17 protein-coding genes, 1 tRNA gene, 1 pseudogene and 2 riboswitches are annotated in these 24,439 nt (G+C 43.6%); of the genes and pseudogenes, 14 read left to right on the top strand and 5 right to left on the bottom strand.

Going from position 1 to position 24,439, the window contains the following annotated elements:
* The first annotated feature begins 29 nt into the window (after positions 1-29).
* The 8 genes from ACJROX_RS24045 to ACJROX_RS24010 all read left to right on the top strand — a co-directional run bounded on the left by ACJROX_RS24045 (position 30) and on the right by ACJROX_RS24010 (position 8,456).
* Complete coding sequence (locus ACJROX_RS24045) at positions 30-1,646, top strand: tetratricopeptide repeat protein (protein ID WP_408007736.1); 1,617 nt, start codon at positions 30-32, stop codon at positions 1,644-1,646.
* A gap of 215 nt (positions 1,647-1,861) precedes the next feature.
* Positions 1,862-2,815 (top strand): thioredoxin-disulfide reductase, encoded by a 954-nt coding sequence (trxB, locus tag ACJROX_RS24040; RefSeq protein WP_408007734.1) that lies wholly within the window; start codon positions 1,862-1,864, stop codon positions 2,813-2,815.
* Between the two features lie 552 nt (positions 2,816-3,367).
* Positions 3,368-3,826 (top strand): 8-oxo-dGTP diphosphatase, encoded by a 459-nt coding sequence (locus ACJROX_RS24035; protein ID WP_408007733.1) that lies wholly within the window; start codon positions 3,368-3,370, stop codon positions 3,824-3,826.
* A 96-nt stretch (positions 3,827-3,922) separates the two neighbouring features.
* Positions 3,923-4,822, top strand: coding sequence for an RNase adapter RapZ (gene rapZ / locus ACJROX_RS24030; RefSeq protein WP_408007731.1), 900 nt, complete (start codon positions 3,923-3,925; stop codon positions 4,820-4,822).
* Positions 4,806-5,762: a uridine diphosphate-N-acetylglucosamine-binding protein YvcK gene (gene yvcK, locus ACJROX_RS24025; protein ID WP_408007730.1), complete on the top strand. Its 957-nt coding sequence runs from the start codon at positions 4,806-4,808 to the stop codon at positions 5,760-5,762. Before rapZ ends, yvcK begins: the two co-directional genes overlap by 17 nt.
* 35 nt (positions 5,763-5,797) lie before the next feature.
* Positions 5,798-6,733 (top strand): DNA-binding protein WhiA, encoded by a 936-nt coding sequence (whiA, locus tag ACJROX_RS24020; RefSeq protein WP_408007729.1) that lies wholly within the window; start codon positions 5,798-5,800, stop codon positions 6,731-6,733.
* A gap of 378 nt (positions 6,734-7,111) precedes the next feature.
* Entirely contained in the window at positions 7,112-7,369 is a 258-nt protein-coding gene (locus tag ACJROX_RS24015; protein WP_408007728.1) for an HPr family phosphocarrier protein, read from the top strand.
* Positions 7,370-7,604: 235 nt separating this feature from the next.
* Positions 7,605-8,456 carry a VOC family protein gene (locus ACJROX_RS24010; protein WP_408007727.1) on the top strand — a complete coding sequence of 284 codons (852 nt, stop codon included), beginning with the start codon at positions 7,605-7,607 and terminating at the stop codon, positions 8,454-8,456.
* A gap of 275 nt (positions 8,457-8,731) precedes the next feature.
* Here ACJROX_RS24010 and metE read toward each other — a convergent pair whose 3' ends face one another.
* The 3 genes and pseudogenes from metE to clpP all read right to left on the bottom strand — a co-directional run bounded on the left by metE (position 8,732) and on the right by clpP (position 13,557).
* Positions 8,732-11,035, bottom strand: a complete 2,304-nt coding sequence (metE, locus tag ACJROX_RS24005; protein ID WP_408007726.1) for a 5-methyltetrahydropteroyltriglutamate--homocysteine S-methyltransferase — start codon at positions 11,033-11,035, stop codon at positions 8,732-8,734.
* Positions 11,036-11,182: 147 nt separating this feature from the next.
* Positions 11,183-11,373: riboswitch (cobalamin riboswitch) on the bottom strand.
* 54 nt (positions 11,374-11,427) lie between these two features.
* Positions 11,428-11,534: riboswitch (SAM riboswitch) on the bottom strand.
* A 412-nt stretch (positions 11,535-11,946) separates the two neighbouring features.
* Positions 11,947-12,538: pseudogene (locus ACJROX_RS24000) on the bottom strand (peroxiredoxin).
* A gap of 419 nt (positions 12,539-12,957) precedes the next feature.
* Complete coding sequence (clpP, locus tag ACJROX_RS23995; RefSeq protein ID WP_408007724.1) at positions 12,958-13,557, bottom strand: ATP-dependent Clp endopeptidase proteolytic subunit ClpP; 600 nt, start codon at positions 13,555-13,557, stop codon at positions 12,958-12,960.
* Positions 13,558-14,277: 720 nt separating this feature from the next.
* On the opposite strand from clpP, the gene fdhF reads away from it, so the two are divergent.
* Together fdhF and ACJROX_RS23985 are read left to right on the top strand one after the other, a co-directional pair.
* Positions 14,278-17,223: a formate dehydrogenase subunit alpha gene (fdhF, locus tag ACJROX_RS23990; protein WP_408011756.1), complete on the top strand. Its 2,946-nt coding sequence runs from the start codon at positions 14,278-14,280 to the stop codon at positions 17,221-17,223.
* Entirely contained in the window at positions 17,223-17,696 is a 474-nt protein-coding gene (locus ACJROX_RS23985; RefSeq protein WP_408007723.1) for a DUF1641 domain-containing protein, read from the top strand. Before fdhF ends, ACJROX_RS23985 begins: the two co-directional genes overlap by 1 nt.
* Positions 17,697-17,941: 245 nt before the next feature.
* Here ACJROX_RS23985 and ACJROX_RS23980 read toward each other — a convergent pair whose 3' ends face one another.
* Positions 17,942-18,934 (bottom strand): LCP family protein, encoded by a 993-nt coding sequence (locus ACJROX_RS23980; RefSeq protein ID WP_408007722.1) that lies wholly within the window; start codon positions 18,932-18,934, stop codon positions 17,942-17,944.
* 388 nt (positions 18,935-19,322) lie between these two features.
* Between ACJROX_RS23980 and ACJROX_RS23975 the strand changes: the two genes are divergently transcribed.
* Positions 19,323-20,366, top strand: a complete 1,044-nt coding sequence (locus tag ACJROX_RS23975) for a M14 family metallopeptidase (RefSeq protein WP_408007721.1) — start codon at positions 19,323-19,325, stop codon at positions 20,364-20,366.
* Positions 20,367-20,434: 68 nt separating this feature from the next.
* The gene (locus tag ACJROX_RS23970; RefSeq protein WP_408007720.1) at positions 20,435-21,574 is read left to right on the top strand and encodes a M14 family zinc carboxypeptidase; all 1,140 of its coding nucleotides are present in this window, start codon (positions 20,435-20,437) and stop codon (positions 21,572-21,574) included.
* Between the two features lie 322 nt (positions 21,575-21,896).
* Here ACJROX_RS23970 and ACJROX_RS23965 read toward each other — a convergent pair.
* Positions 21,897-21,970: transfer RNA gene (locus ACJROX_RS23965), tRNA-Arg, on the bottom strand.
* Positions 21,971-22,120: 150 nt separating this feature from the next.
* On the opposite strand from ACJROX_RS23965, the gene dcuS reads away from it, so the two are divergent.
* Positions 22,121-23,728: a DcuS/MalK family sensor histidine kinase gene (dcuS, locus tag ACJROX_RS23960; RefSeq protein ID WP_408011755.1), complete on the top strand. Its 1,608-nt coding sequence runs from the start codon at positions 22,121-22,123 to the stop codon at positions 23,726-23,728.
* On the top strand, positions 23,721-24,431 hold the full coding sequence (locus tag ACJROX_RS23955; protein WP_408007719.1) for a response regulator: 711 nt from the start codon (positions 23,721-23,723) through the stop codon (positions 24,429-24,431). The genes dcuS and ACJROX_RS23955 overlap by 8 nt, the downstream gene beginning before the upstream one ends.
* The last annotated feature ends 8 nt before the right edge of the window (positions 24,432-24,439 follow it).

Here is a 24,439-nt window from a genome sequence, read left to right as displayed (position 1 = left end):
TAGTTTTAGAGAACGGGTGATTGAATTAAATGAAGGTAAATCAGAACACTCCGGTGAAAGCAAGGGGTAATGTCGTTCCCTTTGCGAGAAGCGGGGAGTATTATTTTCAGCGTGGTCTTAAATCGTATCAAAAGAAAGACCTTGTAAAAGCGAAACAGCTATTTAAAAAAGCGGTCGATGTCGAACCGAAGGAACCGACTTACTTGTGTCAACTTGCAGCTACACTAGCTGAACTAGGAGATTTCATCGAATCGAACGACTTGCTTGAATATATCGTAAGCGAAATTGACTCAGACATTTCGGAATGCTATTACTTCATGGCGAATAATTACGCCCATTTAGGCATGTTCCGGGAAGCCGAAAGTGAAGCAGTGCGCTATATGGAAAATGATCCTAACGGTGAATTCTATGAGGATTCTGAGGAATTGCTCGATCTGATACATACCGAATTTGGGGAAGATTTAGAAAAGCGTTCGTCCGAAGAGAAGCTGATTGTTAAACATGAAAAAGCACGCCGCAGCCTTGAAAAAGGTGATTTTTCTGGTGCGCGGAATTTGCTGAAAGAGATGGTCCTGACACATCCTGAATTTTGGGCGGCGTATAATAATCTGGCACTCGCGCACTTTTATCTCGGTGAATATGATGAAGCCTTTTTGGTGCTTGATGATGTCCTCGGTAAAAACCCTGGGAATCTTCATGCACTATGTAATGCTTCCCTTTTTTATAAGCAGCTGCATCTGCAGAAAGAACTTGATCGCTTTATAAACTGCCTGAAGGTGATCCATCCGATCATTCCGGAACACCGGTATAAGCTTGGGAGCACGTTCGCGCTTTTAGAAGAGGACGAGCTTGCTTTCATGTGGTTGAATTCGGTGAGATCGCATGGATACGCTTGGAATGTGACGTTTTTCCATTGGTTGGCTGTCGCTTCTTTAAAGACGGGGCGGGTCCAATCTGCTGAAAAAGCATGGGAAAAAGTGCTTGATCTGGATGAGGAGAGCACAGTTGCAACGTACTATTTGGAAAAGTTGCGAGATAATACTCTCGATTCAGAGAAAGCTGAATATCAATATACTATCCCTTTGAATAATCTGCAGGATCCAAATGATTTGTCAGAACGGATCAAAAAGCTGAGAAGTACGATCCATAAAAACAAGCTGTCTCATTTGTTGTTGATTCGGAAATGGAATGATGAAGAAACGACGGCTACCTTGGAAGCATTCTGTGCAGAAAAGAATGAGTCCGTTATCATGAAGGAGCTGGCTGCGACGATCTTGTTCGAACGCGGCTATGAATCGGTACAAATCCAAAAGGATAGCGGTATCGAGCACCTCAATCAGCCATCAGAAGATATGGAAAAGGGATTGGCAATTCTTGAACAAGTGCTAGCCATGCGAGAAGAATTTGATTCCAATTCGGCATTCCTGTGGCACCTCTTGATCAATGAGGCGAGGGATGGATCATTGTCGATCGCAAATTCAAAAGGGTGGGCGGCAGCAATAGCCTATATGTCAGACTATCTTCAAGAGAAACAGACAACCCAAAAAAGTGTCGCTGAACAATTCGGGATATCAGCTTCGACAATCCAGAAATATATCAAAACGCTCAAAATACTCCACCACCGACAAACAATGAAACCAAACTAAAGCAATAGCTGGGTGCCAGGCACCATTCACAATTCCTTGGGAGAGTATGGCTGAGCTTTGGTGCCTGGTACCGCCGCAGGTCACCGAAGCACATACTTAGGACGATTTGAGCATTTTATTAGACGTAGCATCGGGGCATTTAATACGATACTAATAAGAAGGTAAACATTCGTTCAAACTAACTTTAAGTTGGTTTTCGAAAAGGAGTGGAGAGCATGTCTGAGGAAAAGATTTATGATGTGATCATTGCAGGTGCAGGTCCTGCTGGGCTTACAGCTGCTGTATATACATCTCGTGCGAATTTAAGCACATTGATGATTGAACGCGGAATTCCAGGCGGTCAGATGGCAAACACAGAAGATGTCGAGAACTACCCTGGATACGATCATATTCTAGGGCCAGATCTATCGAATAAAATGTTCGAGCACGCAAAGAAATTCGGTGCTGAATATGCTTATGGTGATGTGAAACAAATCATCGATGGAGAAGAATATAAAACGGTCAAAGCTGGCGGCGGTAAGGAATATAAAGCCCGCTCGATCATCATCGGTACAGGTGCCGAATACAAGAAACTTGGTATTCCTGGGGAAAAAGAACTAAGCGGACGTGGTGTTTCCTACTGTGCGGTCTGTGACGGCGCATTCTTCAAAAATAAAGAACTAGTCGTCGTAGGCGGAGGAGACTCTGCGGTTGAAGAGGGCGTCTACTTGACTCGCTTCGCTTCAAAGGTGACCATCGTCCACCGTCGTGATAAGCTTCGCGCCCAAAAAATTTTACAAAACCGTGCATTTGATAATGAAAAGATCGATTTCATCTGGAACCATACTGTAAAAGAAATCAACGCAGATAATAACAAAGTTGGCAGTGTGACGCTTGTAAGCACTGAAAACGGTGAAGAACGCGAATTTAAGACAGATGGTGTTTTCATCTATATCGGCATGATTCCATTGAACGAAGCGATCAAAGATCTTGGAATCACGAATGAAAATGGTTACGTTGAAACGAACTCAGAAATGGAAACGAAAATTCCTGGCATTTTTGCAGCGGGAGATATCCGTGAAAAAACATTGCGCCAGATTGTAACAGCGACTGGTGATGGAAGTATCGCGGCACAAAGTGCACAGCATTATGTCGAGGAACTCATGGAAAAATTAAGTGTTAATTCGTAAAAAACAGGTTGAATTTTTCTTTAGTCGGAAAAAGTAATTCCGTCTTAACCATTTTGTAACAACTGTGAAATATTGGTGGGGTATTATAAAATTAAGAAATTGACCCCCTTTTAATAAATTTCTTATTTTTGTGCACGGGACATATGGTTCCGTGCTCTTTTTTTGTGTTTTTAAAACGCGTATTGCTCTACCTCCAGAGGTATATGTTAGCCTATCCAGGTTATTTTCTGGAAACAAGGGTATAAGAGGAATCGCCCCGTTTTTTTTAGCTCTATTATACTCTATGGTCGGTTTATACGGCCAGTCGAGCGCAAAAAATCCAGATGCTTTTTCCGCCGGAGTGTCACCGATCCATTCCCGCCATGTAACATGTAAATATGGAATCTGAAAGGAATCGCGGCTTGTCCCGCCGAAAATAAAAGAAACAGGAAAATTGAATTTATGTACATTCATCAATTGATTGTTAAAATGCCTATCAGATTACATAAACTAGGTAATAGAATTGTTGGAGTGCTCGAAAACATAGTATAATCAAGGAAAGAGGTGAATAATGTGCAACGAGTGACGAATTGTGTACTCGAAAAAGATAATCAAATCTTAGTGCTGCAAAAACCTCGTCGTGGGTGGTGGGTAGCACCCGGTGGAAAAATGGAGTCTGAAGAGACGATTAAAGATGCGGTTATCAGAGAGTATCGCGAAGAAACGGGCCTTTACCTACTCAATCCAAAATTAAAAGGTGTTTTTAATTTTATCATTAAACAAGATGAGCAGATTGTAGAAGAATGGATGATGTTCACCTTCTATACAACTGATTTCGAAGGTGAAGTGCTTTCCGAATCAGAGGAAGGCAAATTAGCCTGGAAACCGAAAGAAGAAATTTCAAGTTTGCCGATGGCACCAGGGGATCATCATATCCTCGATTATATGATGACCGGAAACGGAATGATCATCGGGACGTTTACGTATACACCTGACTTCAAATTGCTCAGTTATCGTTTAGATCCATCTTAAAAAAGGTGTCGAAAAAAACAGGTGAATGTTTATCAACATTTGGGGTTAGATCAGGCCTGTATTACTATGAAGGTTAATAAGAAAGGCGGGGTATAGATGGAACAACAAGAATTCAAGATGGTCATCATCACCGGAATGTCCGGAGCAGGAAAAACGGTAGCGATGCAAAGCTTCGAGGACCTTGGCTATTTCTGTGTCGATAACCTGCCGCCAGCGCTCCTTCCGAAGTTCGTCGAGCTGATGGAAGATTCCACTGGCAAGCTGACGAAAGTAGCCCTTGTCATGGATTTGCGCGGAAGGGAGTTTTTCGATCAGCTGTTTGAAACGATCGATGAACTGACAGATTCCTCAATTGTAAAACCGCATATTCTCTTTTTGGATGCAGAGGATGCAACACTGGTGCAACGCTATAAAGAGACTCGGCGTTCACATCCACTTGCTCCTGATGGTTTGCCGCTTGATGGAATCAAAAATGAAAGAGAATTGCTTGAAGAGCTGAAAGGAAGAGCCCAAAAAATTTTAAATACGACTGATATGAAACCGAAGCAGCTCCGGGAAACGATCATTGATCGGTATAAGACGAATGAATCCCATCCGTTCACGATCAATGTGGTGTCTTTCGGCTTTAAATACGGTATGCCGATTGATGCCGACCTCGTGTTCGATGTCCGTTTCTTGCCGAACCCTCATTATGTCGAGCATATGCGTCCAAAAACCGGCTTAGAGGAAGAAGTATCTTCATATGTACTCAAGTGGTCTGAGACGCAGAAATTCATCGAAAAGCTTACCGCTCTACTGGACTTCATCATTCCCCATTACAAACGGGAAGGAAAAAGCCAGCTTGTGATTGCGGTCGGTTGTACAGGCGGAAAGCATCGTTCAGTCACCCTTGCTGAACACTTGAAGGATTATTTAAGAAAAGAATATCACGTTCATAGCAGCCACCGTGATATCAAGAAAGATAAAAAGGTACCAGAGATTGAAACGAAGGCCTAAAGTAGCCGTCTTCGGCGGGGGAACAGGATTGTCGGTCCTGTTGAGAGGGTTGAAGAAATTCCCCGTTGATATTACAGCAATCGTTACGGTTGCTGATGATGGCGGGAGTTCGGGGAGATTGAGGGAAGAGCTCGATATCATTCCTCCGGGAGACATCCGAAATGTATTAGCTGCCCTTTCAGAAGTTGAGCCGCTTGTCGAGCAATTGTTCCAGCATCGTTTTACCAATGGAAATGGCTTATCAGGACACTCGCTAGGAAATCTATTGTTGGCTGCTATGTCAGACATCACCGGTAATTTCGTGACGGGAATCCGGGAATTGTCAAAGGTTTTGAACGTACGCGGAAAAGTATTGCCTGCTTCCGACCATCGTGTCATCTTGAATGCCCAGATGAATGATGGGTCAATCGTATCAGGTGAGTCGAAAATACCGCATACCGGTAAAAAGATCGTCCGGGTCTTCCTGACACCAGATACTGTAAAGCCGCTTGATGAAAGTTTACGGGCGATCCGGGACGCTGATCTGATCCTGATCGGACCGGGAAGCTTATATACGAGCATACTTCCAAGCTTACTCGTACCAGGAATTACTGAAGAGATCAAGAATTCTGCTGCCAAGAAAGTCTATATTTGCAATGTGATGACACAGCCGGGCGAGACCGACCACTTCACCGCTTCTGATCATGTGAATATACTCGTCTCTCATATTGGCCAGCAGATAATTGATACGATTATTGTCAATAATGATAAAGTACCTGAAGATGTGTTGACGAAATATGAAGCAGAAGGTGGAGAGCCTGTCGAATATGATGAGAAGAGGCTAAAATCCTTTGGCTTTGAGGTAATCAGTGATAAAATAGTTCAATATAATGATTCGCTTATCAGACATGATGCGAAGCGTGTTTCAGAAATCATTTTAGATTTAGTGTCAGATTATTAGACCCCGGTACAGGAAATGAAGAGGGGGTGTACGTGGTGTCCTTTGCTTCAGATACGAAAAAAGAACTGACGAAGCTTGAGTTGAAAAAGTGCTGTTCGAAGGCTGAGCTGTCGGCCCTGATTCGAATGAACGGTTCGATTTCATTAGCGAACAGGGAAATCATACTTGATATTCCTACCGAAAATGCTGCAATTGCACGTAGGATTTATACATTGATCAAGCAGTTGTACAGTTACCCAGCTGAACTGCTCGTCAGGAAGAAAATGAGATTGAAAAAGAATAACGTCTACATTGTCCGAATCAAGCAAAATTCGCAGGCGTTATTGAACGAACTGGATATAATGGGCGAAGGCTTTTCCTTCAAGAGGGACGTTTCAAAAGAGATCACCAAGAAAAACTGTTGTAAACGATCATATTTAAGAGGCGCTTTCCTTGCAGGTGGATCCCTGAACCATCCGGAAACTTCATATCATCTGGAAATATTCTCGATGTATGAAGAGCATACCCAATCTCTGTTGGAACTGATGAATACTTTCGACCTGAATGCAAAAATGTTAGAGAGAAAAAAAGGATTTATCATCTACTTGAAAGAAGGAGAAAAGATCTCTGAATTTCTGACTTTGATTGGCGCTCATAATGCTCTGCTGTATTTTGAAGATGTCCGGATCATGAAGGACATGCGTAATTCAGTGAACCGTCTCGTGAACTGCGAAACAGCGAATCTGAATAAAACCGTCGGAGCCTCCTTGCGCCAAGTCGAGAACATCCGTTTGATCGAACGTGAACTCGGATTGGAGAAACTGCCTGACAAACTGAGGGAAATCGCCGAACTGCGCGTAAAATATCAGGATGTTACACTACAAGAGCTTGGAGAACTCGTCACTTCTGGTCCAATCAGTAAATCTGGCATCAATCATCGACTACGTAAGCTTGATGAAATGGCCAATAAAATACGCCTGGGAAAAATGTAAAGCAGGCGTTTTTTTTTCAAAGTTAAGTTAACGCTTACATATAGGCCAGCAAGGGAACAGCCTGTCTGCCTTTCAAGTTGCAAAGAAGCTTAGCGTAACTTTTTTACATTTATTTTAGGCGCTGTTAAATTAAGTAGTTTGATTATTTACATTTGAAGAAAGTATTAAATACTTTCTTCAGTATAAGTTCAGCTAAGGCACAGCCTCCTGGTCAGTCTTCCAGTGACCTACGTGACTAAGCAGATCGCTTCCGCTTTTCTTTAGCCCGCGGAAAGGGAGTGAATTTCGCAAAAATCGCACAATGAAGAATAACCGTGCATTATTATAAAAAATCGATATATAAATCATATATAGGAATGTACAAGGAGGAATGATCCATTGTTAGAAAAAAAGTTGACGGTTGAATTGAAAACCGGCTTGCAGGCTCGTCCAGCAGCGCTCTTCGTTCAAGAAGCGAATCGTTTTTCAGCAGATGTATTTTTAGAGAAAGACGGAAAGAAAGTGAATGCGAAAAGCATCATGGGAATTATGAGCCTGGCTGTAGGATCAGGTTCGCAAGTAACGATCGTGACAGACGGTAGAGATGAAGAAGAGGCACTCAATGCATTAGAAAAATACATTACAACAGCTGAATAAGTACATAAACACTGCTCCTGAATCAGAAGGAGCGGTGTTTTTTTGTGAATCGGATTTTTTAATGTAACCAAAACTAAGGTTCGTCTAGTAAAAAATAGGGTTAATCAGGTAAATTCCATAATCTGTCCGCTGATTTAGGAGGATTTTATAATTATCAACTTACTTATTGTAAGTAACAAGAAGTGTGGTATACTAAAGTCAACAACTTATTAAAAGTAAGTAGGAGGAATTGAAAATGAAATTTCACGGTCATTCAAACATATATGTGGGTCTTGTGCATCTGGTTGTTTCTGATCTTGATCGTTCTCTCGATTTTTATACGGATGTCTTAGGCTTTTCAGTTTTAGAGAAACAAGAGGGAGCGGCATCGCTGACAGTTGATGGTACAAAAGCTCTTATCACGTTAGAAGAGAATAGGGATGCTCAACCGAAACGAACAAGATCGACCGGACTGTACCATTTTGCGATCCTGGTACCGACAAGGGAAAACCTTGGTGCATCATTAACAAGGCTTATAGAAAAGGGATATCCTCTCCAAGGCGGAGCGGATCATTTGTTCAGTGAAGCGCTATACTTAGCTGACCCAGATGGGAATGGTATTGAAATCTACACGGATCGTCCAGCCGAGAAATGGACTTGGGAGAATGGTGAACTGCCGTTTGTCAGTGATCCGCTTGATATGGAAGGCTTGCTGAAGGAAGCTGACGGAAAAGCATGGGGAGGACTTCCTGCTGAAACAGTGATGGGGCATATACACCTCCATGTCAATGATCTTCAAGAAGCGAAGCGTTTTTATACTGATGGGCTAGGTTTCGAAATAACGGTACCATTCCGTCACCAGGCTTTATTTGTGGCTTCTGGCGGTTATCATCATCATGTCGGATTGAACACCTGGAATGGAACAGGTGCACAGCGGCCGCCTGTAAATGTAGTCGGGATGAAGTGGTATACGATCAACTTTCCAAATCATCAAAGATTGAAGGAGACTGTTGAACGATTAACTTCACTAGGTTTTATTGTGGAAAAAGTAGACGGCGTTCTCTGGTCGGAGGATCCTTCCGGAAATCGCATCAACCTTGTCATTTAATAAGATGGGGATGACCCATAAGTGTCTGGGTCTCTCTGTACTTAACAACATTGTTTGCCAGTTCAGGAACGATTATAGATGAAGTGAAACGAAAAAATGCACAATCCGGTTTGTCGTAATCAGGTAAAAGAGTTATTGGCGAATTCTTATCAAGACAAAAATAACAATGAAAAAAGTGCCTGTCCCACCGATGGGACAGGCATTTAACATTTATTTATCTATCTTTGAAAGAAAAAGGGGAGCTTGATCAAAAATGCGATCACAACAGTCTTCGATTATCCTTGTACCGAAGTTGTCTGCTTTTCTCGTACACGAAGGGCTGCTTCCTGCATATTTTTCAGGGCGGCGATGGATTCTTCGATACCGCGGGTCTTCAAGCCGCAATCAGGGTTGACCCAGAATTGGCGGGGGTCAAGGACCTGCAAAGCACGGAGAATGCTTTTTTCCATTTCTTCGATACTTGGGACGCGAGGACTATGAATATCGTACACGCCAAGTCCGATTTCTTTGTCGTACCCGATTTTCTCAAAGTCTTCAATTAATTCGCCGTGACTACGGGCAGCCTCAATCGAAATGACGTCTGCATCCAGTTGGTCGATCGTATCGATGATTTCCCCGAATTCGGAGTAACACATATGAGTATGGATTTGTGTTTCATTTTTCACCGATGAAGTAGCGATTCTGAACGCATAGATAGCTTCATTAAGATACGCTTGCTGTTTGTCTTTTTTCAGCGGCAAGCCTTCGCGGAGTGCAGGTTCATCAACCTGAATCATGCCGATGCCGTTGTCTTCCAAATACTTGATTTCTTTTTGCAATGCCAGGGCGATTTGTTTTGTGACCTCGGACGGTTTTATGTCATCTCTGACGAAGGACCAGTTCAGAATCGTGATCGGTCCTGTAAGCATTCCTTTGACCGGTTTCTTCGTGAGTGACTGGGCATAGATGATTTCCTTGACGGTCATCGGCTCTGGTAAAGCTACATCACCAAAAATGATCGGCGGCTTCACACAACGGGAACCGTAAGATTGAACCCACGCATAATCTGTAAAGGCGAATCCTTTGAGCTTTTCACCAAAGTATTCGACCATATCGTTCCGTTCGAATTCTCCATGAACGAGAACATCGAGTCCAATTTCTTCTTGGAGATCAATCCATTCGGATGTTTTTTCTTTAACGAAGGTTTCGTAAGCTTCTGTTGACCATTTCCCTTTACGGAAACGGGAGCGTGCCTGCCTGATTTCCGTCGTTTGCGGAAGGCTTCCGATGGTTGTGGTAGGCAGTAAAGGTAGCTGGAAAACGTCCTGCTGCAAAGCCTGGCGTTCGATGAAAGGGAGGGCACGGGCTGGCTCTTTTCCTTTCCATTTTTCCACTTCCTCCTGAACGTCCGGGTTGTTGCGTTCCGTTGAATTCCAAAACTGATCAAGACGGCTCATCTGCTTCTCTACCTCAGCAGCGATACTGTCTTTTCCATCGTTTACACCTTTGGTCAAAAGGACGGTCTCCTGTAATTTCTGGTCAGCAAAGGCCAAAGCGTGCTTCAGTTCATCATCTAATCGTTCTTCTGAATCGGTCGTAACCGGTACGTGCAGCAGGCTGCAGGATGGCTGGATGACCAATTGTTCATCATTGACATGCTTACGTATCACTTCAATTTGCTGCCATGTTTTCTCCAAATCACTGCGCCATACGTTCCGGCCATCGATGAGACCTGCGGCAAGGGTTTTGTCAGCAGGGAAGCCATGTTTTTTCAGAGCGGCAAGGTTTTCTCCATCATCATGGATGAAATCGATTCCGATGCCGTCGACAGGGAGAGACAGGACTTCTTCATAGTGATTGATCGATTCAAAATACGTTTGCAGAAGGACTTTCAATTCAGGAAGTTCCAGTCGAATGTTACCATAGACTTCTTTAAAATAGGCAAGCTCTTCTTTGTCCAGGCCCGTGCATAAAATCGGTTCATCGATCTGGACCCATTCTGCGCCTTCCTTTTTCAGTTCCTGCAGCACTTGTATGTATAGAGGAACAAGTGCTTCCAGAAGATTTCCAAACGTTTCCTTTTCATACCCTTTCGCAAGTTTTAAAAAGGTGATCGGGCCGAGAAGAACTGGCTTACTAATAATGCCTAGCTTTTCTTTCGCTTCAAGGAAATAGGAAAGCGGGCGATTTTCTGTCAGGTAAGGTTTTGCATCGTTTTCAATTTCAGGGACGATATAGTGGTAATTGGTATTGAACCATTTGGTCATTTCGGACGCGACTGCTACCTTGTTCCCGCGGGCGATATCAAAATACGTTTGAAGCAGCGATTCTTCCCCTGATGACTGGAAACGCTGCGGGATGAATCCGAACATGACTGCTGTATCAAGCACATGATCATAATAGCTGAAGTCCCCGGTTGGGATCCAGTCGACGCCAAGATCCTTTTGCTTCTTTAAGTCCTGCAAGCGAAGCTGTTCCATTTCCTCAAGCAATCCCTTTTCGGTCCGCTTTCCTTTCCAAAACTGTTCAAGTGCTTTCTTCCATTCACGTTTTTCACCGATTCTCGGGTAACCGATGGTTGAACTTTTTGCTTTTTGCATTGCCATTCCTCCATGTTTCTTTTTTCAATCCAATAAAAAAATCCCTCTTTCCTAGAAGAGAGACGGCGGAGCGGCATAGGGAAAAAGCTGTCGAAGAAGACAGACGAATCCCGTAAGATGCCAACACCTGCCTATTCCTCGTAGGTCGTAGTGTAGGGTTCCATAGGCAGGTCTCCTGACTTATGCTCTTCACAAACCTGCGCCTTCCCATACTGAGATAGTGACATGCTTGCAGGCTGCTCCCAAATACAGTGGCGGGACCGTGCCGGAATCTCACCGGACTTCCCTTTTAAGCTGGAACTGCATAGAGGTCCAGCACCTGTGGAACGTCGATATTTGACTGTCAATCACAAAAAAACCTCTCGGAGGAGAGGTTTCGATTTGAAAGACCTCTCTCATTTCTCAAAGCATTCGCTTTGCTGGAATTGGCACCAAGCTCCATCGTTTGGTCGGTTGCCGGGTTTCATAGGGCCAGTCCCTCCACCACTCTGAATAAGAGATTTATAAATTGGATTAATAAAAGAATACTAGCATGGCCGTCAAAAAGAGTCAAACACTGTTTTTTAAAAATTATGTTTTCCAACTAAGGCGGCTGGAGAGCACATAGAAAAACAAAGAAAGGGGTCGTGACAGTTTTGTACATATCAACAGAATAGATTTCCACTAAAAATTCATGTACATCTTTGAAAAGGATGCCATTATTTTAGGTTGAAGTGCTTACCAACGCACAACCGAACTTTGTTTAGTTCGAGCCTCCTCGTCAGCTTTCCAGTGACTAATCGGGTCGCTTCCACTTTTCTTTCAGATCACTGTTCAGGAGTGAATTTCGGAAATATCAGCAAAAAGACTCCGGCCAAGGAAATACCGAAATCATCTTCATAATTCGCTTTTTGATTATCTAGAAGGCGATGTCAGATTTTCCCGATCATAATCGAATTCCTCTTTATGCCTGGTTGGCCGGGTAACCAGTTGGCTGGGACGCCTTCGCCTGTTTTCCGTCCATGCTGGATTCCCTGAAGCAATCTTAAAATTTCAAAAATGTTCCGCCCAACCTCAAGAGGATTGACCAGTTTGGAAACGATCACTCCGTCAGGATCGATAATCACAGTAGCCCGAAGCGCCGCTCCTTTCTTTTCATCCAGTACACGATAGGCACGGGTGATCACCTGGTTCCGATCGCTGACCAACGGAAAATTGACTTTTGAAGCCGAAGGAGAGGTTTCGGTGAATACTTTATGTGCGTGTACACTGTCTGTGCTGATTGCCAACACTTCTGCATTCAATGAACGCAGCTTAGGATAAAATAGCAGCGACCGCCGCTAATTCAGTCGGTCAAACGAAAGTAAAATCACTTCCATAGAAAAAGAGGATGACCCATTTCCCTTTATATGTTTTAAGTGATACATCGATGATTTTCTTTTCAACGTTGTTGTAAGCTTCAGCATTAAAGTGAGGTGCCTCCTCTGTCGTTTGTCCACAAAATGGTAAGTTACATGTTTCCAGATCTTCAACATTAAGTCGACCATCGAGTTCTTTCAAGTGATCACCCCGAAATTTTGTCCTCCCTCATTACTATTTCTGGTATTCTTAAAATATACATTGAACCGAGGTACAGGATTAATAGAGAAGAGGGGAGAGATCCAAGATGCTCAACCTTGTATGGATCGGTTTTTTTCTGATCCTCGCCCTGTTTTTCTATTTGCGGATCAGGATTGGGCGCACCAATCAATCTTACCGTTCAAATTGCCAAGTGTGCAGAAAAGCATTCAAGCCGCCTGGCTTGACCTTCAATCGGTTACCGAAGTATTGTCCGTATTGCCAGGCAAAGCTTCGGTAAAACCATTAGAATGTGTGTTTATGATCACTAGCATTTGGCAACAAAAAACTGACCCCGATTTAATCGGAGCCAGTCTCTTGAACGATTATTTACTATCTTGGGTTACCGGTTTTTCGATGACCTCGTCAATCAGACCGTATTCTTTCGCTGCAAGAGCACTCATGAACTTATCTCGATCTGTGTCACGTTCAACAACTTCTAGTGGTTGCCCTGAACGTTCTGCGATGATTTTGTTTAGTTTTTCACGCATTTCGATGATTCGACGAGCATGGATTTCAATGTCAGCCGCTTGACCTTGTGTTCCGCCTAGTGGTTGGTGGATCATCACTTCACTGTTCGGAAGTGCGAAACGCTTTCCAGGTTCTCCAGCTGTAAGTAAGAATGCCCCCATTGATGCTGCCATACCGATACAGATTGTGCTGACTTTCGGCTTGATGAATTGCATCGTATCATAAATCGCCATACCTGAAGTGATGGATCCTCCAGGACTGTTGATATAAAGCGAAATGTCTTTGTCAGGATCTTCAGCAGCTAAGAATAATAATTGCGCTACAATCGAGTTTGCAACATTGTCATCGATCGCGCTTCCTAACATGATGATACGATCTTTTAGAAGGCGGGAGTAAATATCATAGGCACGTTCCCCGCGGTTCGTCTGTTCAATAACTGTTGGGATCAAGTTCATTTCAGAAATCCTCCTCTTTCCATAAGTATCTTTATGGCTTTACTTCATCTTACTCAATAGGTCAATATAGGTCAAACTTTTAGGCTCTTACCATCGGTTTTTTCGTTCGACGTTTTTTTTCCTTTTTCAAAAGCTCTGTTATTTTCACTTGTTGCTTTTCGCGAAATTCACTCCCTTTCCGCTGGCGAACCGCAAGCCTCCTCACTTGCACATGGATCTCAACACAAAAATGAAATCATTTTCGTGTCTGCGATGAGAATTCTTAGAAGCTTTCCTTATGCTGGCTTCGACGTTCACCATAGGGACGTGGTGGTATTTAGTCGAAGTTCATTATTATACTCGAAGATCCTTAAATCGATGCAGGGTCTTGCCTGGCTCGCTTTTCCCGCAGGAGAGTCGCAAATTTCGCTTTATGCTTTATCTGAAAAAATCAACATTTGAATTTAAGAAAACTTTTAAAATGAACCTATAACCCTTATGTAAGAATCTATGTATACATCATATCATTTTTCCCGTTCTTATCGGTTTTAAACATTCAATTGTTTGAAAGAAATGAAAGTGGAAGAGGCTCGCTGGAATATTGATAGATGGTTTACAGCAAGATTGAACGGGAAACAGAGTACTAGATAAGGTATTTTGAGAGCAGCGAAATTCCATCAATGATCGCTTGCTCTATTTGTGATTGAGAAAAATGAGGAGGTTTCAACTGTGTCTGAGGAAATGGTTCGAGTCAATGTCAATGGGGTGGAGTATCAGACATCAGAGGGGCAGAACGTATTGCAATTTTTAGAAGTAGAAGATGTCAGTGTACCAGCCATCTGTTTTCACGAAAGCCTAGGTCCGATCCAGAGTTGTGATACGTGCATCGTGGAAGTGAATGGGAAACTGAAGAGGGCTTGCGGGACGAAACTTGAAGCGGATATGGAAATCAGTACGCAGCACGAAGATGTACATAAAGCTCAGGATCTAGCAATGGACCAGATTTTACACAAGCATGAATTGTATTGTACGGTTTGTGATTACAATAATGGACGATGCAATATCCATAACACGGTGGCTGAGATGCAGAAGGAACACCAACAGCTTCCTTTCAAAGAGAAGGGATACGACATTGATGATTCAGGTTCGTTCTACCGGTATGATCCGAACCAATGCATATTATGCGGTCGTTGTGTCGAGGTTTGCCAGGATGTCGAGGTCAATGAAACGCTGACGATCGATTGGGAACGGGAGCAGCCACGCGTTCTCTGGGATAACGATGTACCGATTGATGAATCTTCTTGTGTCAACTGTGGTCAATGTGTAACCGTCTGTCCGTGTAACGCGCTCATGGAAAAATCAATGATCAAAGAAGCAGGATATCTGACAGACGTTGAACAAGGCACGTTGAGGTCGATGATTGATTTTACGAAAAATGTGGAGTCTGGATTCGGTCCATTGTTCGCGATTTCAGATACCGAAGCGGAAATGCGGGAGGATCGTATTGAGAAAACGAAAACGGTTTGTACGTATTGTGGAGTGGGCTGCAGTTTTGATGTTTGGACGAAGGGCCGGCATATTTTAAAAATCCAGCCACAGCCTGAAGCGCCAGCCAACGGGATTTCGACCTGCGTGAAAGGGAAATTCGGCTGGGATTACGTAAATAGTGAAGAGCGGTTGACAAAGCCTCTTATCCGGCACGGGGATGCGTTCAAGGAAGTGGAATGGGATGAGGCGATTTCGTATATAGCAAAAAGATTGAAAGAGATCCATGCCGAAAGCGGTCCGGATGCGCTTGGATTCATCGCTTCCTCCAAAGCGACGAACGAAGAGTCCTACTTGATGCAAAAGCTTTCCCGACAGGTCTTTGGTACGAACAATGTCGATAATTGTTCAAGGTACTGTCAGTCTCCTGCAACAAAAGGCTTGTTCCGGACTGTCGGTTATGGCGGGGATGCCGGTTCGATCGACGATATTGCGACTGCAGACCTTGTGATCACGGTTGGTTCAAACACTGCGGAATCACATCCTGTTTTGGCATCAAGGATCAAAAAAGCACAAAAACTGTTCGGCCAGAGGATGATTGTTGCTGATATCCGTGAACATGAGATGGCAGAACGTGCGGACTTATTCATCAAGCCGAAACCAGGCTCAGACCTTGTCTGGCTGTCAGCAGTAACGAATTATATTATCGAACAAGGCTGGCATGACGAGGAATTTTTGAAAAAACGAGTGATCAATGTCGGAGAATATTTTGAAAAGATTAAGAAGTTCACCCTCGATTATGCTGAAGAGGTAACAGGGCTTTCGAAGGAGACGATGATCAAAATTGCAGAGGAAATCCACAGATCTGGTTCGACTGTGATTTGCTGGGCGATGGGTATTACGCAGCAAAGAGGCGGAAGTGATACCAGCACAGCGATCTCTAATTTGTTGATCGTAACTGGCAACTACGGACGTCATGGTACGGGAGCTTATCCGCTGAGAGGGCATAACAACGTACAAGGTTGCAGCGATTTCGGCAGCATGCCAAACACATTCCCTGGATACCAGGATGTGCAGGATGATGAGATCCGTAAAAAGTTCGAAGATACGTGGGGAGTTGATTTACCAGGTGAACCTGGACTGACCAACCACGGGATGGTCGATGCCATTCATGAAGGGTCTTTACGTGCCCTTTATCTTCAAGGTGAGGATATGGGAATTGTGGATGCAAACGCAAATTACGTCCAGCGCGGTTTTGGACAACTAGATTTCTTCGTTGTCCAGGACTTGTTTTTATCAAGGACATCTGAATTTGCGGATGTCATTTTACCGGCAGTACCGAGTCTTGAAAAAGAAGGAACTTTCGTGAATATGGAACGTCGAATCCAGCGTATCTATCCTGCACTTCCAACACTTGGAGATACAAAACCGGATTGGGAAATCACGCAAATGATCGCGAATGAACTTGGAGCGGGTTGGGATTATCAAGGCCCAGCAGAGATCATGGATGAAATCGCTAAGCTGACGCCGATGTTTGCAGGTGTATCCTATGAACGGTTGGAAGGATATAAAAGTCTTGTCTGGCCTGTCGATGAAGAGGGGATTGACATGCCTATGCTTTATGAAGAGAAATTCCATTTTGATGATGGAAAAGCTAGATTGTATTTCGTCGATTGGACAGAGCCAACGGGTACCGACGGGGAATACGACCTTCACGTCAATAGCGGACGATTGCTTGAGCACTTCCATGAAGGGAATATGACCTACAAATCGGAAGGGATTACCCGGAAAACGCCATTCTGTTTCATTGAAGTATCTCCTGATCTGGCAAAAGAGCGCGGACTGAAAGACGGTTCTACAGTAAGGCTGACGTCTAGGACGGGGTCAGTCAAAGGCAGAGTCGTTGTTACAGAGCGAGTGAAAGGGAAGGAGCTTTATATTCCTCTTAATGACAATGGTGATCTTGCAGTGAACAAATTGACGTCAAGCGAGGTCGATAAGGATACCGATACACCAGCTTATAAAGATACTTCGGTCAGGATGGAATTGTTGAACTTCGAAGGTGAGAGGCCGCTTCCGCATAACAACCATCGATTCGGTAACCGGCAGCCGCAGATCGGGATTAAAATCGAGGAAAAATGGAAGCGCGATGATTACGTGTTTCCAGGGAATGTCATTCGCAAGAAGGAAGTGAATAAGTAATGGCTGAGCCTACCCGTAAAGTAGAACCTCTGGTACCATCCAAGGATGAATTCCGTGAAAAAGGGATGGAGGAGATCGAACAGGCATTAGCTGAGCGTAAGGACGCGATTATCGAGCTGATCCACCTGGTAGACCGGCTGCACGAAAGCGATCTGCTGCCATTGATCAATGCGTTGGTGAACCACCGTGACCTGGCGACTTCCGCTTTCTTCCGGGAAATCAACCGGCCACATAATGCGAAGTTCGCACGTAATGTCGTCGATTTCATCGGATTTTTGGGAACGATCGAATTCAAAAATATGCAACCATTCATGGAAAAAATCAATAAAGGTATGTTAGAAGCCGATGTCGAGGAAGAAAAAGATGACATGATCAGCATGTTCCAACTTATCAAAGCCTTGAAAGATCCCGAGGTGAACCGATCCATACGCGTTATCCTCGCCTTCCTCAGAGGGATGGGCAAAGAGGAATAAACCAAACGTTGTGTACCAGGCACCCTTTTAGAAGTGTTGGGGCCCAAGGGTTTTCAGATGGTGCCAGGCACCTTTTCGAAACGCAGGCGCACCAAGGGGGCTGAATCGGTGCCTGGCACGAAAAAAGCACCAAAAAAAGCTGCCTCCTAAACATCTTACATAGATGTTCGAGGCAGCTTTTCTCTTCACTTAAAGAAAATATAAATTGCTTTCTTCAGTTAGGCTCAGCCTTCGCCAAATTTTATTTATGATTCGGGTTCTTCATCATCGGATTGTGTAGTCATGTTGCTTGAGTTGGGATCAATTCCTAGGAAGTCTTGCAATGCTTGTTTGTTTGCTTCCATATCCATTTCAAGCACTTGGCCAACACCCTGGTAGGTTGGATCATTCCACGTGTTATCGATCGGGATTTTCATCGTCTCGATCTCACTCTTATTCAACATGACATCTTTTGCAAGGCCTATAGCAGTTAACATTTTCATGTTCGTGTCAATATAAGGTTGGATCGTCCCCATAACCTTCGGAAGCTTGGAAATCCCATACAGGCTTGTGAACTCATCTTTAACTGCCGTAATCACTTTTTGTTGACGTTTTACCCGGCCGAAGTCTCCTTCAGCATCATGTCGGAACCTTGCATACCCGAGTAATTCCTTCCCATTCAGATTCTGGACACCAGGTTCCAGAGTAACACCGATATTTTGGGACATCCGTTTTTCGACATCCATCTCGATACCATCCGGTGCGACCGTATCTACTACATGCTCAAACCCTTTGAAATCGACCAAAGCATAGTAATGGATGTCTATACCGAAGTTATGCTTGATCGTTTTTCGTAAAAGCTCAGGGCCGCCATGGAAAAAGGCAGCATTGATCTTGTTTTTACTATAACCAGGTATTTCGACGTAAGAATCCCGCATTAAGGAAACAAGTTTTGTTTCCTCGGTATTGGTATCGTATTGTGCAATCATGATCGTATCCGTTCTCGAGTCCTCTTCTCCTCGAGCGTCGACTCCTAATAAAAGCACATTATATTTCCCCTCGATTTCTTCCTCAGGGGGATTGAATTCATAATCACTTTCCATCTCTGCAGAAGGTTTTGCCTGTTGCAGACCTTGATAGTATTGGATCGCTGCATAACCTACTACTGCGATAAAAAGAATCACCAAAACCAACAAAGTCTTCTTCAGAAAACTTCCCTTCTTGCGTTTTTTCTTTTTCTGCTCCATTCGAGAAGCCATATCTATATTCACCACCATCAGTAGTCGGTAATAATGAAGTTTACATTTTGCAAAATTATATCATATTTTGTCAAACCCCACATCGCAATGACAGGATTACCTTAAAATACCTCCTCATATATAGACGATTTAAAAGCGTGAGAGTTTCAGAAGATCAAGAAATGATAACCTGGAAGAATGTCGAATCGGTCGAGCAACTGCTATCACTGGTCCCCAAAAGATAATCGAGCATATAAGCCTAGTTCTTCAGACCTTCATTTTGTCAAAATATGAACGAGTTTGTCGAAATTTTAGCTATTCCTTCCTGATTATTTTCATATTGAAGGTAATTTGTCAGCTTTAAAAGAATCATGTATATATATTTCGATTTTCGAAAGGAAGGGAAAAAATGATGAAGAAAACGATGACTGTTTTGTCGAGTGTTGCACTTAGTGCTGGGATGCTTTTCAGCTTTCCTGTCGGTAATGTAAATGCAGGAGGAGAGGGTCCTAATTACAATGGAAATGAGACGATCAAAAATGAAAGGCTCCACAATTATGAGGAAATGGTTGATTTCTTGGAGAAGCAAGATAAGAAATCCGAAGCATTGTCTGTCGAATCATATGGAAAATCTGTGAAAAACAGAGATCTGTACCTCGCCAAATTCATGGGCAATCCTGATAATCCAACTATTTTATTTTTAACCCAACAGCATGGAAACGAAACCTTGACGACAGAAGGTGCACTGAAATTGATTCAGCACCTCACATCGAACGGGAAGGATGTACAGAACATCCTCGCAAACGTGAATGTGCTTGTTGCCCCTCGCCTGAACGTTGATGGTGCAGAAGGCGACGTCAATTTTTCACTTGAAGATTATGTATCAGGAACACACACGCGTTATAACGCTAACGAAGTGGATTTAAATCGTGATCATGTTGCAAAAGAACAGCCGGAAACACAAGCGTTCCACGAAAATGTCCTGCAAAAATACCAACCTGATTACATGATCGATCTCCATCATCAGGGTACCCAAACGACATTAGGAGATAGTGACGAACTTGTATCTGGATCCATCCTTTACCCTACGAATGAGAATGTTTCACCTGAAGTGGTGGAAAAGTCTAAACAACTCGGCTCAGTGGTCTATGAAGCAGTCGAAGCTAAGGGGTACGGAACACTCTCTAAGTATGTAGGCGGTACAGCCCCGACGATCGGTAGAAATGGAATTGCCCTCGAATACGGAGTGTCTACACTTCTAATGGAAATGAGAGGGATGGCTGATCATTATTATGAGCCATACGTATTAGGGCAAAAGAGTAACGGATACTTGATTCAGCAAGCTGTAGTGGCCATGGAAGCTGCTTTGAAGGCGATTGCCGATGGTTCGATCGAAACAGCGGATACATCTTTCTGGGATACGTTGCCTGAAAGCGGCTGGAAAGGGGAATAAACACTGATTCCAGATAGGAGCAATATTAGGTAACTACTTCAGCGGATAATATAGGAGGTTTTCATTACGTGCAAAAGTTGATGAAATTCATTACGTTACTGTCCATTTTCGGGTTAGTACTAGGTACTAGCGGCGTTTATGCAGCCGGAAACACCCAACCTGGCGGCCCCTCAACAAATGGCAACGATAATATCAGCAGCATCATGACCTATGAAGAGATGGTCGATCAGCTCTATCATCTCGAACAGAAGAGCAACGGAAAAATTGAAGTAGCTACACTGGATGAATACGGGAAATCAGAGCAAGACCGGAGCATTTACGTTGCCAAAGTCGGCAATGGAGATACGAAAGTCTGGGTTCAAGCGCAGATCCATGGGGATGAGAAGTTGACGACAGAGGCTGTCATGCAACTTTTAAAAACATTAGGTAGCTCAGGGAATCCAGACGTGAAAACGTTACTGGATGAACTTACCCTTTACGTGATTCCGATGTACAATCCTGATGGAAGCATCATGAATACTAGAGGAACACAGCTGATGGATGAGAACAGTGAACCTGTTAGTGACTCTGCTTATGTAGACCTCAATCGGGATTGGACGCTGGATGGTTTTGAAGCAAGGGAGTCTGAAGCCGTCTATTCCTATTGGACAGATGTTAAACCGGATTTCGCGATCGATCTGCATCATCAAGGCTTTAAGACCGTCTATGGAACAAATGAATCAACCAGTTTTTCACTCGGTATTTCGTTGGCACCAGATGGGCCTACACTCCCTGGATTGCAAGACGGTTACTACAATAAGGTCACAAAACAAATGCAAGCATATGTGTATGACAGGCTTACCGGCTATGGATACACGCACATCGATCAATATCAGGTCGGTGGTGACGACGCGAAATATTATATAGACATCAAAGGCGGAGTGGTTTCTGCGATGATGCTCGGGTTGAACTACAATAATTTGAACCCTGATGGACACAGCAACCCTGCGATCTTTTTTGAAACGAAAGGAAATACCCGTGAAGGAAACCTAGGTCAGAAATCAAACGGATATTTGACCAAGCAAAACTATTTAGCCTTAAAAGAATTGTTGATGGGGATCGCATCGAACAAGATCCATGAAGTCGATCCGGATCATTGGAATGACATCCCGGCCTATCCTGCGGACGGATACTTGACCGATTATGCAGGAATTGTACCAATTCAATAAAGTGGAAGAGGGACCTGAGGGCTTGAAATGGCCTTTTCAGGTCCTTTTTAAGGTAAGGAAAAATTTTGGAGATGGTGAAGGGTGTCTAGATTTTTTATTGATAATTTGCGAAATTCACTCCCTTTCCGCGGGCGATCCGCAAGCCTCCTCGCTCACTTGCACAGGACGTGGTGGTTGTTAGTCGAAGATCCTTTCGCTGCGGGGGTCTCGCCTGGATCGCTTTTCCCGCAGGAGTGTTGCGAATTTGCCTTAATTGCCCTGACCTAAAACACTCGATGATAACGAAAAAAGACCGCCCCGCAGGACGGTCTTTCTTCGTTAGCGCGCTCGGAGGGATTCGAACCCCCGACTCATGGCACCGGAAACCATTGCTCTATCCAACTGAGCTACGAGCGCAAAATGGTAAATGATTATAGATGACTCTATAATAGGACATAGAAAAAACATATGCATGGATATTATAGTAGAGACTGGACGTTGATGCAATCACAATTTTCAATCGCAATGAAATGATTCAATTTGGGGGCTCTTTTGGTGAAACTGAAAATGCCGAATTTACGGTTACAGACAACAATCATATTACTCGTTTGCAGCGTCGTGATCCTCGCCCTGCTGGTTACATACCTTCTTATAGGTGAAGAGGTTTCGAAGCGGACGTATCTGCATTTAGAGGAAAAAGCGACGAATATATCAAGGATGGTCGCCAATTCTCCTGTTGTGATCAATGGGATGGAAGGTGATTTGCCTGAGCAGGAGATCCAAACGTTTGCTGAAGACATTCGAGAGGTGACGAATGTAGACTATGTCGTTGTTTTTGATATGAATAGCATTCGTAAATCCCATCCTGATGAAGAGAAGATCGGGAAGTCTTTTGTCGGTGGGGATGAGGCTGAAGTTTTAAAAGGGAATGAGCATGTCTCAATCGCCAAAGGCACGTTAGGGATGTCATTGAGGTCCTTCACACCGATCTATAACTCGGATGACAGTGAACAGATTGGTGCTGTTGCGGTTGGAATTTCGTTAAGCAGTATTGAAGAGGCTGTCAATAAAAGCAGATACATCATTTACATAGGGATCCTCTTCGGGGCAGTAATAGGCGTTATCGGTGCAATCTTTTTAGGCAAGAGGGTCCGGAAAATCCTGTTTGGTCTTGAACCTTCCCAGATCGCGAAAGTGTTTGAAGAACGGAACAAGATGCTTCAGTCGACGGTAGAGGGTATACTGACAATTGATAAAAAAGGCACGATTACGCTGGCAAATGATAAGGCTAAACAAATTTTCAGGCAAGCAGGTTTAAAAGGGGATTTGTTGGGAGAGAATATCGATTCTTATCTCCATGATTCCAAACTCAAGAAAGTGATTCAAACTGGAATTCCAGAGCTTGATCAAGAGGCCAGCTTGAATGGCATCACCCTGTTGGCGAATATCGTACCTATCAAGGTTGATGAAAAGGTGGTTGGAGCAATATCCACATTCAGGGATTTGACGGAAATCAAACGTCTTGCTAAAGAGCTCACAGGCGTACGGATGTATGCAGAAGCGCTCAGGGCACAAGCGCATGAATTCAAAAATAAGTTGCATGTGATCTTAGGAATGGTCCATATGAAATCCTATGATCAGCTCCCAGCCTACATCAACCACATTACAAACCATTATCAAGAAGAAATCGGTTTTATCGTAAAAAGGATCAAGGACCCGATTTTAGCTGGTTTTGTCCTTGCTAAAATGAGCTACGCACGTGAACAAAGCATGAATGTTTCCTTATCAGAAGACACATTCGTTCCATTGCCTCAAGAACAGGAAATCATTCATGAAATCATCACGATCGTCGGAAATTTGATCGACAATGCATTGGAAGCTGTCAAAAATGCAAATGACAAAAAGATATTGATCAGTTTTGTCTTTGATGAAGAAGAGGAATCCCTTACACTTGAAGTCAAAGACAAAGGCACAGGCATGAGCGATGAAAAATTAAGACAAGTCTTCCGCAAAGGATACTCGACGAAAGATGCAGAGAGAGGGTACGGACTTCATCTTGTCCATGAAAGTATACAGAGATTGGATGGGGAAGTCGTGGTCACCTCTGAGCCAGATAAAGGAACGATTTTTGAAGTGCGAATCCCTTATAAAAGCAAGGATGAAAAAGATGATTAACGTATTGATCATAGAAGATGATCCTATGGTGGCAGAATTCAATAAAAGATACTTAGAGCAAATGGAAGGATTCAATCTTGTATCTGTTTCTGACGATGGGGCCGAAGCCTTCCAGGTGCTCGAGCAGGAAAAGGTTGATTTGATTTTGCTTGATATTTTCATGCCGAAGCTAAATGGCCTTGAATTTTTATCTGAGGTGCGTGCGAAAGAGGCAGCGGTCGATGTGATCGTCATATCTGCGGCAAACGATAAGGTGAATATCAATAAAGCAATTCGGCTTGGGGCGGTGGATTATTTGATCAAACCTTTTGAATTCGAAAGGTTTGAATCATCGTTGAATAGATATAAGAGCAAGAAATTCTACTTTGATCGGAATAAGGAATCCAGTCAAGAGGAGCTGGATGAGCTGCTTTTCCGTAAAGATGAACAGGACGTTGCTGGAGGGAATGAATTACCGAAGGGGTTGACGAGGGAGACGCTGAGCATGGTGTGGAATGAAATCATAGGTTTGGACAATGATTTTTCTACTGATGATCTCACCTTCAATGTAGGTATTTCGCGCGTCTCCACACGTAAATATTTATCTTTTCTTACGGAGATCGGAGTGCTCGAATCCCAAACCGTATATGGGTCTGTCGGCAGACCGCAGACGCGATACCACCGAGTCCCGCTAAGTGAAAATATCATCAACAACTATTTGTGAACAGCGAA

Source organism: Pseudalkalibacillus sp. A8 (genome assembly GCF_045920555.1).
Classification (GTDB): domain Bacteria; phylum Bacillota; class Bacilli; order Bacillales; family Fictibacillaceae; genus Pseudalkalibacillus.
Note: the sequence above shows the minus strand (reverse complement) of the source record. Positions and strands in the feature narration are given on the sequence as shown.